The organism is Spirochaetia bacterium, from assembly GCA_022482625.1.
In the GTDB taxonomy this organism is placed as follows: Bacteria; Spirochaetota; Spirochaetia; order Sphaerochaetales; family Sphaerochaetaceae; genus Pleomorphochaeta.
Map to the genome: position 1 here is coordinate 865,529 of JAKVOU010000001.1, position 16,322 is coordinate 881,850.

General features: G+C 45.3%; 15 protein-coding genes and 1 pseudogene. 12 read left to right on the top strand and 4 right to left on the bottom strand.

Going from position 1 to position 16,322, the window contains the following annotated elements; all coding sequences use genetic code 11:
- Positions 1-56: 56 nt before the first annotated feature.
- The 6 genes and pseudogenes from LKE40_03890 (at position 57) to LKE40_03915 (ending at position 6,219) form a co-directional block, all read left to right on the top strand.
- Positions 57-735 (top strand): annotated as a pseudogene (locus LKE40_03890) (ATP-binding cassette domain-containing protein).
- A 72-nt stretch (positions 736-807) separates the two neighbouring features.
- The gene (locus tag LKE40_03895) at positions 808-1,362 is read left to right on the top strand and encodes a flavodoxin family protein (protein ID MCH3916603.1); all 555 of its coding nucleotides are present in this window, start codon (positions 808-810) and stop codon (positions 1,360-1,362) included.
- Between the two features lie 320 nt (positions 1,363-1,682).
- On the top strand, positions 1,683-3,080 hold the full coding sequence (gene tig, locus LKE40_03900; protein MCH3916604.1) for a trigger factor: 1,398 nt from the start codon (positions 1,683-1,685) through the stop codon (positions 3,078-3,080).
- Positions 3,081-3,389: 309 nt separating this feature from the next.
- Entirely contained in the window at positions 3,390-3,962 is a 573-nt protein-coding gene (clpP, locus tag LKE40_03905) for an ATP-dependent Clp endopeptidase proteolytic subunit ClpP (protein MCH3916605.1), read from the top strand.
- Between the two features lie 2 nt (positions 3,963-3,964).
- Positions 3,965-5,236: an ATP-dependent Clp protease ATP-binding subunit ClpX gene (gene clpX, locus LKE40_03910; GenBank protein MCH3916606.1), complete on the top strand. Its 1,272-nt coding sequence runs from the start codon at positions 3,965-3,967 to the stop codon at positions 5,234-5,236.
- On the top strand, positions 5,233-6,219 hold the full coding sequence (locus LKE40_03915) for a DHH family phosphoesterase (protein ID MCH3916607.1): 987 nt from the start codon (positions 5,233-5,235) through the stop codon (positions 6,217-6,219). The genes clpX and LKE40_03915 overlap by 4 nt, the downstream gene beginning before the upstream one ends.
- A 61-nt stretch (positions 6,220-6,280) precedes the next feature.
- Here the strand turns inward: LKE40_03915 and LKE40_03920 are convergent, their stop codons facing one another.
- Complete coding sequence (locus LKE40_03920) at positions 6,281-7,579, bottom strand: dicarboxylate/amino acid:cation symporter (GenBank protein MCH3916608.1); 1,299 nt, start codon at positions 7,577-7,579, stop codon at positions 6,281-6,283.
- A gap of 188 nt (positions 7,580-7,767) precedes the next feature.
- On the opposite strand from LKE40_03920, the gene LKE40_03925 reads away from it, so the two are divergent.
- The gene (locus LKE40_03925; protein MCH3916609.1) at positions 7,768-8,190 is read left to right on the top strand and encodes a rhodanese-like domain-containing protein; all 423 of its coding nucleotides are present in this window, start codon (positions 7,768-7,770) and stop codon (positions 8,188-8,190) included.
- Positions 8,191-8,196: 6 nt separating this feature from the next.
- Here the strand turns inward: LKE40_03925 and LKE40_03930 are convergent, their stop codons facing one another.
- The 3 genes from LKE40_03930 to LKE40_03940 form a co-directional block, all read right to left on the bottom strand.
- Positions 8,197-8,856 (bottom strand): SdpI family protein, encoded by a 660-nt coding sequence (locus LKE40_03930; GenBank protein MCH3916610.1) that lies wholly within the window; start codon positions 8,854-8,856, stop codon positions 8,197-8,199.
- On the bottom strand, positions 8,846-9,157 hold the full coding sequence (locus LKE40_03935; GenBank protein MCH3916611.1) for an autorepressor SdpR family transcription factor: 312 nt from the start codon (positions 9,155-9,157) through the stop codon (positions 8,846-8,848). The genes LKE40_03930 and LKE40_03935 overlap by 11 nt, the downstream gene beginning before the upstream one ends.
- Before the next feature lie 70 nt (positions 9,158-9,227).
- Positions 9,228-10,583, bottom strand: a complete 1,356-nt coding sequence (locus LKE40_03940) for an alpha/beta fold hydrolase (protein ID MCH3916612.1) — start codon at positions 10,581-10,583, stop codon at positions 9,228-9,230.
- 248 nt (positions 10,584-10,831) lie between these two features.
- On the opposite strand from LKE40_03940, the gene LKE40_03945 reads away from it, so the two are divergent.
- From LKE40_03945 to pepF, 5 genes are all read left to right on the top strand, one after another.
- Entirely contained in the window at positions 10,832-12,598 is a 1,767-nt protein-coding gene (locus LKE40_03945) for a 5'-nucleotidase C-terminal domain-containing protein (protein ID MCH3916613.1), read from the top strand.
- A gap of 217 nt (positions 12,599-12,815) precedes the next feature.
- On the top strand, positions 12,816-13,898 hold the full coding sequence (locus tag LKE40_03950; protein ID MCH3916614.1) for a hypothetical protein: 1,083 nt from the start codon (positions 12,816-12,818) through the stop codon (positions 13,896-13,898).
- A complete protein-coding gene (gene rdgB / locus LKE40_03955; GenBank protein MCH3916615.1) occupies positions 13,895-14,482 on the top strand; it encodes an RdgB/HAM1 family non-canonical purine NTP pyrophosphatase in 588 nt (195 codons plus the stop codon). The genes LKE40_03950 and rdgB overlap by 4 nt, the downstream gene beginning before the upstream one ends.
- A 1-nt stretch (position 14,483) precedes the next feature.
- Positions 14,484-14,843, top strand: coding sequence for a hypothetical protein (locus tag LKE40_03960; protein ID MCH3916616.1), 360 nt, complete (start codon positions 14,484-14,486; stop codon positions 14,841-14,843).
- A complete protein-coding gene (gene pepF, locus LKE40_03965) occupies positions 14,803-16,254 on the top strand; it encodes an oligoendopeptidase F (GenBank protein ID MCH3916617.1) in 1,452 nt (483 codons plus the stop codon). Before LKE40_03960 ends, pepF begins: the two co-directional genes overlap by 41 nt.
- The last annotated feature ends 68 nt before the right edge of the window (positions 16,255-16,322 follow it).

Consider the following 16,322-nt stretch of genomic DNA (forward strand, 5'->3'; position numbering starts at 1 on the left):
AGATTGGGTCCTCAAAGATATCAACTTCTCCATCGAAAAAGGTCAGACAATAGCTTTTGTCGGGAGAAACAGGAGCTGGCAAAACGACAATCATCAACCTCATCAACGGTTTCTATAAAATCCAGAAAGGTGAAATTCTGATTGACGGAATCAACATCGACAATATCCAGAAAGGCAGTTTGAGAAAGAATATAGCAGTCGTACTTCAGGATGTTTTTCTTTTTTCCGGGAACAATAGAAGAAAACATTTCCTTGAATGACAAAATCCCGGTTTCTACCATCGAGGATGCTCTGTTGTTTTTAGGTGCTAAGGATTTCGTCAACGGACTTCCGGGAAAAATCAACGAACCGGTGATGGAAAAAGGTTCCACTTTTTCTGCAGGACAACGCCAGTTGCTTTCCTTTGCACGGGCAATCGCCCATGATCCTTCCATCATCGTACTTGACGAGGCTACTGCAAACATTGATTCACATACTGAGGCTTTGATCCAAAAAGCCATAGAAAACATTTCCCGAAACAGAACTACATTGGTCATTGCACATAGGCTTTCCACGATACGGGATGCAGATGTCATCATCGTCATGAAACATGGCTGTATCATGGAAACAGGAAACCATACCCAGCTTATGGAAAGGAATGGTTACTATAGACGCATGGTCCTTGCAGGAATCCATGGAAATGACAACCCACCCTTTTCTACCCTTCCATATCGTCCTGAATACTTGCTATCATAGAAAGTAATTTCAGTTTCGCCCTTGACTTTTTCCTTGGCCTACTGTTTCCTTGACTCTATCTAAGGAGTAACCATGGATACGTTGATACTCTTCGGTTCAGCAAGAAAAAACGGTGAAACACACAAGATGGTAAGCTATCTTGTCCCATTGCTCGAAGGTACTGTTACAATCGTCGATGCCTATCGGATAAAGGGTATTTCTCCCTGCAGGGACTGCAGATATTGCTGGAACCACCCCACATGCTGCATCAAGGACGGCATGCAGGATATCTATGGTCTGGTTGAAAGTGCACAGGGTATCATCATAGCCGCTCCGGTATATTTTTCTTCAGCTCCGGCTCCACTGAAGTTGATCATAGACAGGTTTCAGCCTTACTGGGCAAAGAACTGCCTGAAAAAGCAGCCTTGGGAGAAAAGGAAAAAAGGAGCACTGCTGCTTGCGGGAGGTGCTGCCAGCTTTGAGAACCAGTTCAAGGGATGCGAAATCCAATATGCCGATGTCTTCAAGGCCTTGGGGGTCGATTCCCTCGGCACGGTCTGCATGAGTGATACCGACCATCGGACCTTGTCTACTGAAGAAAAGACCAAGGATGAGCTGGTAAACTTGGCAAACTTATTGAATATGTAATCGTAATGCGACAAATCCCCATCCGGAAAATCAAAAATCATACCATTGATGGAAAACCAGCTGCTTTCATGTTGCAAGTTCTTGCTCAATTTGCTATCTTTTCCCGTAGTCTGCATTGATAGCTTGGTTTTATTGAAACGCAGCAACGATTTGACTTTGCATTGTCTTTTCAGTATGATGGGCATCCGGGTTTGCCCCTGTGAAAAGAGGTTGCCTGCTGACTGCCCGTTTTCAAGTCCGGACATTCTGAAACTATCAAGCCCCCGGCTTGAATGTAGATATATACTTACAGGTCGACGACCGAAAAGGAAGTAGATAGCATGATTGCTGAAACAAAAATCAAGGAAACAGAGAATTCCTCAGTCGAGCTGTCCATCACGCTGACAGCGGATTCCGTAGAGCAGGCTTATCAGACAAAGCTGACCAAGTATGCGAAAGAACTGACCATCAACGGTTTCAGGAAAGGCAAGGTGCCACACAGCATCATTGAGCGGAAATATGGCGAGTCAATACGTAATGAAGCAACTTTCGACGAAATTGAAAACGGCATGAAAGAGGCAATTGAAGCACTCGACGAAACAAAGAAACCATTGCCGTTCAGCCAACCGGAACTTCTTGACGAAGAAAAGCTCCTGCCGTTCAAGGCAAATTCTGACCTGACCTTTACCGTCAAGTATGACGTCTCCCCGAAACCGGAGATCAAGGGTTATACCGATGGCAAGTACGGTTATGATACCGCAGAAGTCAGTGAAGCTGACATCGATGCCAAGGTAGAAGATTACAGGCAGAAGGATGCCATGATAATGTCCAGAAGCAATGGTGATGAAGCCAAGGCCGATGACATCGCAACCATCGACTATGCCGAAATTGACGACAAGGGTGAAAAGATCGAGGGAACTGCACGTGAAGACTATACCTTTACCATCGGCAAGGGCACAGCACCGTTTGAACTTACGGAAGACGTGGCAGGCATGAAGATGGGAGAAACCAAGGAAATCGAAAAGACTTTCCCTGCAGACTACTCTGACAAAGACCTTGCCGGGACTTCCAAGAAGCTGACCGTCACGCTCAAGGAACTGAAGTACAATGATATCCCTGAAGTCGATGATGAATTTGCCCAGGATATCAAAGAAGAGTACAAGACTGTAGCTGACCTGAGAGCAGGCATCAAGGGTGAACTTGAAACACAGATCGAACAGATTGTAAAGAATGAGAAGATCAAGGCTGTACTTGACAAGATGACCGAAGAAAATACCATCGACCTTCCCCAGTCAATGATCAATGCACAGGTAGAACAGCAATTGAATTCCTATTTCCAGCGGATGGGAGCTACATCCCAGCAGATTTCCCAGATGTTTACAAAAGAACAGCTGAAAGGATTTGCAGATGAAATCCGTCCACAGGCAATCAAGGATCTCAAGGCATCCCTCATACTTGAAACCATCGCAAAGAACGAAAAGCTCGATGCTACCGATGAGGAAATCAACAAGGTCATTGCCGACGAACAGCTTGATACTTCCAAATACCAGAAAAATCAGCTGGATTATCTGAAGCAGCAGCTCAAGTTTGAAGTTGAAAACGACAAAGCCGCGAACTTCATACTTGAACATAATACTTTCACTGAAGAGGCAAAGAAATCCCTTGCTGAGCTGACTGCTCCGAAGAAGGCACCGGAAGAGGAAACGGAAGAAGCAAAAGAAACTTCTGAAGCTGAATAAGTTCCTTTTTTGAGCAAACAAGGGTTGTTGCCAGGCAACAGCCCTTGTTTTTTTCCTAAGAAAACAATAAAAACAAATGAATTTTCAGAGGTTCTGCAAAGCCAGGGATATAAAATGACTGAGTAACCTTTCTATTTTGCTTTTTTTCCAGTATATTGGAAAGGGGGCTGTTGCTCCAAAAAAAATACCGGGAGCTGAACAGAAGCGAGCAATCCCTTTACGGTTAGCATACACGGGGAATGTTCCACCCAAAAATATCGAGGAGTAATTCTTATGGATAGTTTCAATACAAAGACAAGAATGCAGACCATGATCCCGATGGTTGTCGAACAATCCGGCGTCGGAGAACGTTCCTATGACATCTTCAGCCGTCTGCTCAAAGATAGGATTGTATTCCTTGACGGAGAAATCACTGATGAAGCCGCAGATCTGGTCGTTGCACAACTGATATTCCTAGAAAGCCAAGATCCAAACAAAGACATAAGCATATACATAAACAGTCCTGGCGGCAGTGTGACAGCGGGCCTTGCAATCTATGATACCATGCAGTATGTGCGTCCTGATGTCCAGACAATCTGTATGGGACAGGCAGCAAGCATGGGTGCACTGCTGCTTACTGCAGGAACAAAGGGAAAGAGGTTCATCCTTCCCTCTGCTAGGGTCATGATCCATCAGCCTTGGGGTGGTGTCCAAGGCCAAGCCAGTGATATCGTTATACACACGAAGGAACTGCTCCGCATCAAAAAACTTACGATTGATATCCTTTCTCAATGCACAGGCAAGGATCTGGCAACAATACAGAAGGATGTGGAACGGGACTACTTCCTGAATGCGGAAGAAGCACAGGCCTACGGGCTTGTCGACCAAATTATGAGGAGATAACAATGAGAGGAGCAAAAGTCTGTTCTTTCTGCGGAAAGAGTGCTGACAAGTGCAAGAGGTTGATTACCGGCCCCGGCGTCGCAATCTGTGACGAATGCATAGCGACTTGCAACAAGATATTGGCAGAAGATCCGATCGATGATGAAAGTACCGCCTCCCTTCCTGATAAAATTCCGACTCCTCAGGAAATGAAGGCATATCTTGACCAGTATGTCATCGGACAGGATGAAGCAAAGCGCGTCCTGTCGGTAGCTGTCTACAACCACTACAAAAGAGTAAAATTCCAGAAGAAAATTGCTGAAAACGGTGTCGAGCTGGACAAGTCAAACATACTTATGATCGGCCCTACCGGTACAGGCAAGACACTTTTGGCAAGGACACTTGCAAAGAAACTGCAGGTACCCTTCGCCATTGCCGATGCAACGACACTCACGGAAGCAGGCTATGTCGGTGAGGATGTAGAAAACATCCTGCTCAAGCTGATACAGAATGCAAACGATAATATCTCTGCAGCAGAACATGGCATCATTTTTGTCGATGAAATTGATAAGATTGCAAAGAAAGGTGAAAATGTCTCCATTACAAGAGATGTATCAGGTGAAGGCGTACAGCAGGCCCTGCTGAAGATCATCGAAGGAACCGATGCTTCGGTACCTCCACAGGGAGGAAGGAAGCATCCGAACCAAGAAATGCTGAAGATAAACACAAGGAACATCCTGTTCATTTGCGGCGGTGCCTTCGTGGGATTGGACAAAGTCATCGAAAAGAGAGTGGCAACCCAACCTATGGGCTTCGGTGCTACCATACAGACACTTGAAGAAAAGGATCTTTCACAGATTTACAGCCAGTTGCTCCCGGATGACCTGATCAAGTTCGGTCTCATCCCTGAATTCATCGGCAGGCTTCCGATTCATGTTTCCCTTGACAATCTGAGCGAAGATGATCTGGTACGGATAATTACCGAACCGAACAACTCTATTGTCAAGCAGTACAAAGCTTCATTCCAGCTTGATGACGTAGACTTGGAATTTGACGATGAAGCAATCCGAGCAATTGCACACAAAGCGGTCGAGCAGAAAACCGGAGCAAGAGGACTGAGGTCGATAATCGAAAGCATCATGATGTCCATCATGTACGAGATTCCGTCCCTAGGTCCTGTAACAAAGGTCATACTGGACAAAGACTGCGTACTGGGAAATGGGAAACCAAAAGTATTCATGAAAGATGGTTCACTCCTGCAGTTTGCGGAAGCGACCCCAGAGATTACCGCATGAACGACAACTTTGCATTTCCACCATTCAGCAAGGAATTCATCGATACCCTGCATGCATTCAGACACGCTATTGTAGTCGGACATATGAGCCCTGACGGCGATTGCTTCTCAAGTGAAATTGCCATGGAACACCTGCTGAAATCCATAGGGTATACACAGGTATTCCTTGCCAACGCAGGGCCATTTGAAAGGGCTGAAGCAAAGGAAATGCAAAGCAGGTTCCATGCAATGATAACTGACGATATGCTCGCAGCGGATCCTCTGATAGTCATGGTCGACTGTGGAGAAATGAGCAGGATCGGAAGCCTTGCTGAGAAACTGCAAGGAAGGAAATTCCTTGTTCTTGACCACCATACGACTTCCATTGGGAAAAACCTTGGGCCAAGTTACATCCTTCCGGCTTCAGCTTCTACGACCTTGATCATCATGAAACTTTACAAGCAGCTCGGGGTACCGCTTACTGAAGAAATTGCCACTGCATTGTTCTTTGGTTTTGCAACGGACACAGGTTTTTTCAAATTCATTCCAAAGGGCAACGGAGAAGCAGTTAGAATGGCTGCACAGCTCATAGAAATCGGAGCGGATCCTCAGATTACCTATGCAAGGATGAGTAGCGGCAAAGACTGGAAATTCATCCAGAATACTGCCTTGCTCATCAATAGGACAATATTCCTGAAAAATGGTGAAATTGCTCTGAGCTGCTTCTGCCGCACGGATGAAGGTGAATGTCCAAGTGACAACTATTATGAACAGATATTCAAAACTGACGGTATCAAATCCATCATCCTTCTGAAAGAAACAGATGTACATACTGTCGTGCTTGGACTCCGATCCAGCTATGACAGTGCCTTTGATGTAGCCCACTTTGCTTTGACTTTCGGAGGCGGAGGTCATGTAAAAGCTGCAGGAGCGACCCTTGACTGCAGTTTGGAAGAAGCAAAGGAACGGGTCCTGGCCCAACTTGAACTCCAATATGGGAAATAATGAAAGGAATATATGAAAAAGCACCCGGTTACATCCAATCGGATGCTTTTATTTTCCGTTGCTATTTCTGTCCTGCAGCAAGTTCCGTCCCTATCATTCTGGAACTGACAGCAACTACATAGGTGCATACCAAGTCCCCGACAACATTATTCATTGTCTCAAACATATCAAGGATAGGATTGATTCCTAAAGCCAATCCGACAATAACAGCAATCTGATCTGAAGGTAACCCCATATTCTGCAGAATGATGAACAGAAGCATCAACGATCCACCGGGAACTCCACCAGCCCCTATGGAAGCAAGGACCGTAGTCAGCACAAGGATTGCAAGACCACTGAAACCAAGATGCACAGAAAACATATTGGCTGCAAGAATTGCGAAAAATGGCAGATGTACGCAGACACCATCCATGTTGATAGTTGCTCCCAATGGCAACGAAAATGCAGAAAGGCGACTGTCTATCCCCAGCTCATCACTGCTTACCCGAAGTGATACCGGCAGTGTAGCAGCCGAACTTCTTGTAACAAAAGCAGTCAAGGGTGCTTCCTTGATTGCAGAAAGGAAACGAAACGGATTCCTTCGAACTGAAAGAAAAATCAAAACCGGATAAACAACAAGCACCATAAAAGCAATACCTGTTATAACTCCTGTAGTAAGTGATACATATGGCCCGAACAGTGCTGATCCATAGCTTGCAAAATTACAGGAAGTCAAAGCAAATACACCTATAGGAGAATATGCAAGAATCCAATCCACAATCTTGAATATTCCTTCTTTTGCAGCGTCCAGCAAGCCTAGGAGCGACTGGATATTATGTTTGAGACCTTCATCTTTCTTGGGATCTTCTGCTACAAGTTTCAAAGCTAGGCCAAAGGCAATTGAAAAAACAATGATAGCCAGGAAATCACCATTTGCCAATGCTTGGAACGGATTCTTGAACATGCCGACAAACACATCTGCCAGCGCAGAACCTGTACTTGTATCAATTGATTTTACTGCGGTACCGGTTGTCACGAGGGAATTCCATGCTGAAATGCTTGCTCCGCCACCAGGATTGAACAAAGTAGCTAGAAAAGAGCCAACGACAGCGGCCAATACAGAAGTAAGGAAATACCATACGATGACCTTTATACCTACCCTACCGAACTGTCCGGTCGGAAGTGAAGCAGCTCCACTGATCAGGGACAGCAGGATGACTGGAACGACTATCATCTTCAACATTGAAACCAAAACGTTTCCGAAGGGAGAAACCCACGCAAGATACCCACTGACATCAAGCTTGGACAACCAAAGCCCGATACCGACAGCAAGACCAAGTACAAACGCAACCAGAATCTGTACAACCAAATTTTTTTTCATATCCACCCCAATACAACTTATATGGGTTGCATGGTACCACAACGGACACGCAAATAACAACTGTATCCAGGTTCTCCCCGCAACTCAATCAAGACAAAATCTAAAAATGTCTCTGTGATCAAGTTACTGTTATTTACATTCCACATATCTATACTGCAAGTAGATAGTTGATTAAATCGGAGTATAATATGAAACATATAGCAAAAAGAATCTTACTGGTATTATTGGCCCTGTCAGCTTTGCCAGCTTTTGCATTTGCCCAGGGGCAAACAGAAAGTCCACAGGAAAACAACCAAGCAGTTTATCACACTATTACACCTCAGGAAGCAAAAAAGCGTCTGGATACAGACAAAGACATAATCCTGCTTGATGTACGGACAGAAAGTGAATTTACCCAAGGACACATTCCAGGAGCCAAGAACATTCCACTCCAGGAACTGAGCGATGTCGCATCGGCCCAATTACCAAACAAAGATGCTACGATTTTTGTCTATTGCCGTTCGGGCAACAGAAGCAAAACCGCATCCAAAGCTCTGGTCAAACTGGGATACACACAGATCTATGACCTAGGCGGTATCATAGACTGGCCATACGAAACCGTAAGTCCTTGACAGTTCCTAGCCCTGAAACTTTCCAGCTTTTTTCCTGCTGAATATAACATAGGAATAGACTACAGGAACCAGCGTCATTGCAAGGATGACTATGATGAAAGTAGCGGTCAGCAACATCTTTGGAAAAAAGATAGAAGAGACAAAGACACCTATGCCCCCTATCACCCATATCGGTGCCGCCATGCGATGGGTTCGGTTCCATACATCCTCATCAGCAAGTGTCCATGGAGTCTTGATACCCATAGTATAGTTATGCTTGAACTTCGGCATATAGTTACCGATAAGCGCAAGGAAACAACCTAGTGCGGCAAACAGAATCCTTACCATATCCAAGTCATGCCCGCTTGCAATACCTACCATCAGGAAAAGCAACAGGACAAAAAAGGCTGTCAATGCAACCCTGAAGATATCAAAGGCTCTCCTGAAGCGATCATAGTTTTCACTCTTCGGATCAATCCTTGCTATGAAAGGCACAAGGAAGTTTATGGCTACGATCAAAGCAAACAGATACCAGAGGGTCCTCTTGCTTCCGTAGCCGTCCACTTTTCCTCCGACTCCCCAATGTGTAGGTATGGTCGCCGGCAATTTTCCATACGATATGGCCAATACCAAGAAAGCTACCACAAGCAGGCAACATATCAAGAGAACAGTCTTCTTATCCCTCATCTTTCCCTCCCTGACCTTCATCAGGCAATTCATCCGATGCTGAAATTCCCAAGAAACCGGCAAGCCAGTCCATGACATCTTCCATAACAGAGGTATTCAATTCATAGATAAGGCTGTTTCCCTGCCGTGTGTCACTGACAAGTCCTGCCTGTTTCAGGATCTTGAGATGATGTGAAAGAGTTGCACCCGTTATATCCAGGTCAGATAAAATCTCACCCACGGATTTCGGTCCTCCCCTGAGCAGTTCCAACACTTTCCGTCGTACAGGATCACTAAGAGCCCTGATGGTATCCTGCAACATGTCATGTCCTCCATGCCCTTCCGTTTTCTTCAAGTTTCCTGCCGGCCATCCGGCAGGAAAACAATCAAATTTATTTTTCTGTTGTCTTGACCCATGTTGCAATATCTGTAATTACCATGGGATCGACATGCTGCGGTGTATTGTACAATGAAACATCAGGTGTACCAGTCGGTGATATCTGACCAGGCATAAACAGATGGCTCAAACCATCATAAAGCCTGAACGTGACATTGTCCCGTCCCATCAAGACAACCTGCCACAGTTTATAATCTTTGTCAAAGGGAACTTGGAAATCCTCGTTGCCTTGCAGGATAAGCATCGGCAGATGTACTTTCTTGATGATATCCATACCATGGATATCATCAAGACTCTTCCAATAGGACGTAGGAGTTCCCATGATATAGCCACTTCCGCCATCATCCAGCGTCTTCGTCTTTTCCAATCCAGCCGCAGCTTGGTCAAGCAAGGCTTTCTTCTGTTGAGCTGAGTAGGAAGGCTGTGCGTTGATCATAGCCTTGTTCTGGTCAAGCATTATATCCTGCAGGCTCCGCAGGGAACCTGCCATGGAAATGATACCCTTGACATGAGGATTGTCTTGTGCAATCTTCGGAGCCAGCATGCCACCAAGGCTATGTCCAAGCAAATAGATAGCACTCCCGTCAACCCTGTCGTCAGCATACAGGAGGTCTACTGCAGCTTCTGCATCATCCAAGACCTCATATTCCACGGTAATACCTGCTGTGGCCCAAGGATACTGATAGGTACGCTTGTTATATCGTAAGGAAGCAACCCCTTGCTCTGCTAATCCACGGGCTATATCCTTGAACGGTTGGACAGGAACCTTTCCTATGGATTCATTCATATCAGACGAACCTGAACCTTGCACCAAAAGTACGACAGGTGGCTTCTTTATGCCCTTAGGCAGGGTCAACAGACCTGGTAATCCCTTTTCTCCGACTTTCACGGCTTCTTCTTCCCATGCAGCCGTACTCTGAGGTTCAGGTACTTCCTTCGGAATGGGACTGATCAGTATACCTGCAGGCTTCTCTTCACTGTCAAAGCTTATTGTTATCCTGAAATCAAAAAGCGTACCCGCTATAGAAGTCACGACACTGTCATACTGCCCCTGCTTGACATACTGGCTGCTTAGGATGTTTCCTGCAGAACCGGTTATCTGTTGCTGAAGCATGACCCAACCCTGCTGCAATTGAGCTTTGCTGATACTTTGAGTCAGCTTCTCTGCCGCATCACCGTAGAACGTAGTAAAATTTCCTGCAAAAAACTGTGAAATGTAAGCTGCAACCCGTTTTTCCAAAACTGCACCTTTGTCCTGCTGAGATGGTCCCGACTGAACCGCAGGTCCAGCAGAACACAGTGCCATTGCCGCCAACAGCAAGGCCAAAAAGGCAAATGTCTTTTTTTTCATTGTTCTTCTTCCTCCATTGTCCACCATAGGCTCTTCCAGCCTATGGAAAATATATGGGATAAAATAGACAAACATCTAATTAGATAATCATCTAAATACTATCCATAGGGACAAGACATGTCAAGCAATGAACAAGGACTTATCCGATATAATAATTTTGCTTGCACGGTAGCATAAGTGCGTGTTAGTCTACTCGTATGCCGATACTTCGGTACGAGGTCGCAGGCATAGCCTGCAAAGGAGAGTATATGAAAAAACGGTTCTTATTGCTGCCGTTGGTGCTACTGGCTGCAATCAGCTCCCTGTTTGCACAAGCGCAGATTGAACAGGTTGCTGAAAGACAACCTGTTACCATTTCCGTAGTAGCAACGACGGATGTCCATGGGGATATTTACGGTTTTTCCTATGAAAACAACAAGGAAACCAAGGATTCTGGACTTGCCAGGGTCTATCCTTTCGTCCAGGAAGTCCGAAAGGAAAACCCTACAGGAACCATACTTGTGGACGACGGTGACATGCTGCAAGGTACTATCCTCACGGATGACATCTTCAACAAGACAGACGGACCACATCCCGTCGTACAGACAATGAACTACATGGGATACGATGCCATGACTCTCGGCAACCATGAGTTCAACTTCGGACTTGGACTCATAAACAGGCTCATTGCCCAAGCAGACTTCCCCATTCTGGCTGCAAATGTCACCTATAAAGATGGCACACCGTTGGCAAAACCATATACCATCTTAGAAAGAAATGGACTACGTATAGCCATCATCGGCTTGACTAATCCGAATGCGCCACGATGGGACGGAGACAAAGTCGCTGCATTGACTTTTACTTCCGCAGCTGACAGCTGCAGGAAGGTATTGGACGAACTCAAGGGAAAAGCCGACATCTACATTGCCCTCGCCCATATGGAAGAAACTCCTGAATATGATATCGAAAACGGCTCGGACAGCGGAGACAAGATAGCTGAAACCTGCCCGGAACTGTCTGCATTGATGCTTGGACACTATCATATTGACGCAAATACTGTAGTCAATGGAGTTCCTATCCTATCCTGCCAAAAAGGTGGCAAGGACGTTGCCAGGTTTGATATCCACGTAGGACCTGACAAGAAAGTCACTTCAGTGACCGCTACGCTGACAAACACAAAGGATTACCCGGCTTCTGACGAAATACGAAACCTTCCGTTCGTCAAGAAAGCCCAGCAAGAGACAGTCGATTATATCCATAAGGGAATAAAGCTGGCAGACGGATCAACAAAAGGCGGCGTACTGGGAGAAGCAACCGCAGATTTCCAACCTGCAAATGAAATCAAAGGCATTCCACAGGGTAAGCTTGAAGATACTGCAGTAGTGGATCTCATCAACAACATACAATTGGCTGAAAGCGGAGCCGATGTCTCGGCAGCAGCACTCTTCAAGGATACCAGTGACCTACCGAAGGGACCGCTCAACTATGGGAATGTCTTTGATATCTACAAGTATGACAATACGTTATATACGGTAGTCGTCACAGGGCAAGAGTTAAAGAACTACATGGAATGGGCAGTAAAGCACCTCAACACCTTCAAACCAGGCGACCTTACCATTTCCTTTGACAAGGATATACCAGGTTATCTGTACGATATGTTCCAAGGTGTAGACTACCAAGTCGATATCAGCAAACCGGTAGGTCAGCGAATCGTAAACCTGACATTCAAGGGCAAACCTCTCAAGATGGACCAGAAACTGACCCTCGCTGTCAACAATTACAGATATTCCTCTGCCTTGAAGGCACAGCACCTGGTTGCCGGTACAAGGAATTGGGAAAGCTCGGCATCAATCAGGGATATGATTGTCGCCTATCTGCAGAAACATAAGACGATTTCTCCTGAAGTCGACCACAACTGGAAACTCATAGGTTATAGTTGGGATAAGGATTTGCATCAAAAGGCAGTACAGGAAGTCAATGACGGCATCCTTGAAGTACCTTATTACAGAAGTCTTACTGCAGCAGATCTCAAGTAAGCACCTGCAGATTTGTCAATTTTTGTTTCAGAGACCATAGTGCGCTATGGCCTCTTTTTTTTACCTAGTCCTAGGAAAATCACAGGTATCATTGGAGTCAAGATACCAGATTTTAAAAATTAGCTTAACAAACAACAGGTAGTAACGCCATATTTCGTTGGCATAAGAATTGCGTTGGTTTACTCATCTTCCTTCAAGGGAAAAAAGGAGAAAACCAATGAATTACTACACGGCAATGCCTGATCTGGCATCCTATGACTGGACACCTCTTACACGACTCATAATGAAACGGAAAGCTGCACCTCTCAACAAAAAAGAAGAAACACTTTTGCAAAGGGAACTGCAGCTGCTCATCTACAGCATGACGCTCCAATGGCATATCCTGCCGGAAGATGACGCTTCGGGATTCTTGCTTTCTACGCTTCCGAATATAGAAAAGATCCTAAGCAAATGGAACAGTAGCAAGGGAACCTTCAAGAATTATCTCATCGGTTCAATCTACAAGCTCGCAAGTTTCCACAATCTGAGGAAATATTCCGACAAACAAAAGGAATCAACTTATTTTCTTCTGATGCATAACACAAGGACCGAACAATCCAACTATGCGGTATCTACGAATCCCGACGGTACAAAAGAGCTGATCATCAGCTCCTCGGACAAAATCTTTGAAACAGAACCTGCCTACGGACTTTCATCCTATGCATTGCTTGAAACCAACCTGCAGGTCCAAGCAAAATCAACATTCAAGCGAATCGTCAAAGCGACACATAAGCCCTTGGATACAACAAGCTGTAATTTTTCCCCGACAGAGCAAAGGCTCCATGAATATTTGGCAAAGAAAACCGACAGAAGAGCCATCCTGCTGTATTTTCTTACGTTCACCTATGATGCCATGGAAAATCTTATCCCGACACTTGCCTCCCTCTTCAATATCGATGAGGATTGCATGCAGCTTCAGTTCCTGTCTCTCAGGCCTTTGGCACTCAAGAAAATCTTCGACCATGAGTACAGAAGGAACATGAGCCAGAAACATCTCAACAGCATGATCATGCATGTCGAGAAAAGCAAGGATATTGAGCTGACAGTCCCTAAAAAAGAACAAATAGATAAGCAGATACGTTCGACAGGTTCATTGTTCAGAAAATCGTATGAAGCAAACAAGGAAATTCGAATATCACAAAATCAGCTTGCAGAAGTACTTGATATCAGCAGAGGTACTATTGCCGGTTACATCGTAAGAGCAAAAAAGATACTCAAGTCTTGTCTTGATGGAACTTCGGCGGTATCTTACTCAATATGAAATATCTATTGGCAAGTTCAAACAAACACAAGTATCAGGAACTGATCGCACTGCTTCCATCCGTGACTTTGGAGCTGGCAGAAGGTCTGGAAGACGTCAATGAAAATGCCAAGACATTCCTCGGCAATGCCTTGATCAAAGCAGAAGCAGCCTACCGTCAGTTCCACATGCCGGTGATTGCAGATGACTCAGGTCTCTGCGTCTCCGCATTGGGAGGAGCACCTGGAGTGTTTACTGCCCGTTATGGCAGTGATGTACTGCACAGGCTTCTGGACAGCAGCGAACGCAATGCCTATCTGCTGAAAAACATGCAGGGAATTACAGACAGAAGTGCAAGTTTCGTCTGTTGTATTGTTGCTTACATTTCTCCTTACAGAATCTATACGGTAAGTGAAGAAGTCAAAGGCAGCATCGCAGAAAAACCTATCGGTGCAGGAGGTTTCGGTTACGATCCTGTCTTCGTGCTTGATGACATCGGCAAGGCAATGGCCCAACTTACCGAAGAAGAAAAAGGACAGCATAGTCACCGTGGAAAAGCAGCAAGGGCAATGAATACGCTGTTGGCTACATTGGAGGAGAACTAAGATGAAAAGAAATGAACAACAGGCAGGTGATACATGGGACCTGTCACCACTATTTGAAAGCAATGAAGCATTCTATGCTGCACTGGAAAATTTCAAGACGACTTATCTTGCAAAGGCAGGAACGATCAAAGGTACCCTCTGTTCAAAAAAAGGCATCCTGGATGGGTATGATTTCATAAGACGTTCATCTTTGCTTCTGGAACGTCTTGCCCAATATGCGCAACTGAAAAACAGTGCCGATTCAAGTGATATGGAAAACCAAAAGATGCTTTCCTATCTCATGATGACAGCTTCTTCCTACATGCAGCAACTGGCTTTCTTTGATACGGAAATCCTTTCAAACGACGAAAAAGGACCTTGAAGCCTATATCGCAGACAAAGATTTCAAGGATTTGAAAAGGACACTTACCGATCTGCTCAGACAGAAAAAACATATACTTGACGAAGAAGGTGAAAGGCTCCTTGCCGGACAGATGGAAGTCGGTAGCAAAGCCTCCAAGATATTCCAGGACCTGACCACCAATGATTTCAACTTCGGAACAATTGATGGCAAACCACTGTCAGAATCTACATTCTCCCTCTTTCTCAAGGATTCAGATGAAGGGTTGCGCAAACAGGCATATAACCAGCTGTACAGTGAATATGAAAGCCATAAGTATACGTTGGCCAACACCTATGAGATGCAGATCAAACAGGACATCTTCGTGAGCAAGGCAAGAGGCTATGCTTCTACCAGGGCCATGAAACTTTATGACGACAATGTTGACGAGAGTGTCTATGACAACCTGATTGCACAGATCCATGAAGGCTTTCCTGTCCTACATGATTATTATGCACTCAGAGCAAAGCTGATGGGAAAAGACAGATTGCATCATTGGGATGTATATACGCCTTTGGTCGAAGGTTTTGAACGGCACACGACATATGATGAAGCCGTTGCAATTGTTGAAAAGGCTTTGTCACCATTAGGCAAGGAATATACCGATACCCTGAAGAACGGTCTTACGGCAGCCCGCTGGGTCGACAAGTATGAAAATGAAGGCAAACGGCATGGAGCCTTCTCAAGCGGAACCTATGAGTCATACCCGTACATTCTTCTCAACTACAAGGAAGATGATATGAGGGATATCTTTACCATAGCCCACGAGGGTGGTCACTCGATGCACAGCTGGTATGCCACCCACAACAATACATTCTTTGATTATGACTACACGATCTTTGAAGCTGAAGTTGCCTCAACTTTCAATGAACAGCTGCTTGCTGGCTATCTGCTGGATAACAGTACAAACAAAGCAGAAAAAGCCTATCTGCTGGGCAAGCAACTGGATGACCTCATAGCAACATTGTTCAGGCAGACAATGTTTGCCGAATTTGAACATCAGGCACATTGCATTGCAGAAGAAGGTAATCCTCTGACCGTTGATGTACTCAGAGACGTCTACAGGAAACTGCTTGAAGCTTATTTCGGACCGATGATGGAGTTTTCGAATCTGAGTGACATGGAAGGACTGCGGATCCCACACTTCTATTCTTCCTACTATGTCTATAAATATGCTACGGGTGTCAGTGCTGCTATTGCATTGAGCAAGAAGGTGCTTGGTGGAGGCCAGGACGACCTTGAGCACTATAAGGCATTTCTGAAAAGCGGCGGTTCCAGATATCCCCTGGATTCCCTGCGGCTTGCCGGTGTCGACATGTCCAAGAAGGAACCTGTGCAGGCAGCAATTGCACATTTTGCACAGTTGCTGAAACAATTCACTGCATTGATTTAATGCATGTTTACCAAACAGCAATGACCGCCAGGGAAATCTTTCCCTTTGGTGGTTTGCTGGCTGGTCAC

Coding starts and splice junctions, on each gene's coding strand:
- LKE40_03945 (MCH3916613.1), top strand. CDS start 10,832: ATGAAAAAACGGTTCTTATTGCTGCCGTTGGTGCTACTGGCTGCAATC.
- LKE40_03950 (MCH3916614.1), top strand. CDS start 12,816: ATGAATTACTACACGGCAATGCCTGATCTGGCATCCTATGACTGGACA.
- clpP (MCH3916605.1), top strand. CDS start 3,390: ATGATCCCGATGGTTGTCGAACAATCCGGCGTCGGAGAACGTTCCTAT.
- LKE40_03895 (MCH3916603.1), top strand. CDS start 808: ATGGATACGTTGATACTCTTCGGTTCAGCAAGAAAAAACGGTGAAACA.
- LKE40_03920 (MCH3916608.1), bottom strand. CDS start 7,579: ATGAAAAAAAATTTGGTTGTACAGATTCTGGTTGCGTTTGTACTTGGT.
- LKE40_03915 (MCH3916607.1), top strand. CDS start 5,233: ATGAACGACAACTTTGCATTTCCACCATTCAGCAAGGAATTCATCGAT.
- clpX (MCH3916606.1), top strand. CDS start 3,965: ATGAGAGGAGCAAAAGTCTGTTCTTTCTGCGGAAAGAGTGCTGACAAG.
- LKE40_03940 (MCH3916612.1), bottom strand. CDS start 10,583: ATGAAAAAAAAGACATTTGCCTTTTTGGCCTTGCTGTTGGCGGCAATG.
- LKE40_03960 (MCH3916616.1), top strand. CDS start 14,484: ATGAAAAGAAATGAACAACAGGCAGGTGATACATGGGACCTGTCACCA.
- LKE40_03935 (MCH3916611.1), bottom strand. CDS start 9,157: ATGTTGCAGGATACCATCAGGGCTCTTAGTGATCCTGTACGACGGAAA.
- LKE40_03930 (MCH3916610.1), bottom strand. CDS start 8,856: ATGAGGGATAAGAAGACTGTTCTCTTGATATGTTGCCTGCTTGTGGTA.
- LKE40_03925 (MCH3916609.1), top strand. CDS start 7,768: ATGAAACATATAGCAAAAAGAATCTTACTGGTATTATTGGCCCTGTCA.
- tig (MCH3916604.1), top strand. CDS start 1,683: ATGATTGCTGAAACAAAAATCAAGGAAACAGAGAATTCCTCAGTCGAG.
- rdgB (MCH3916615.1), top strand. CDS start 13,895: ATGAAATATCTATTGGCAAGTTCAAACAAACACAAGTATCAGGAACTG.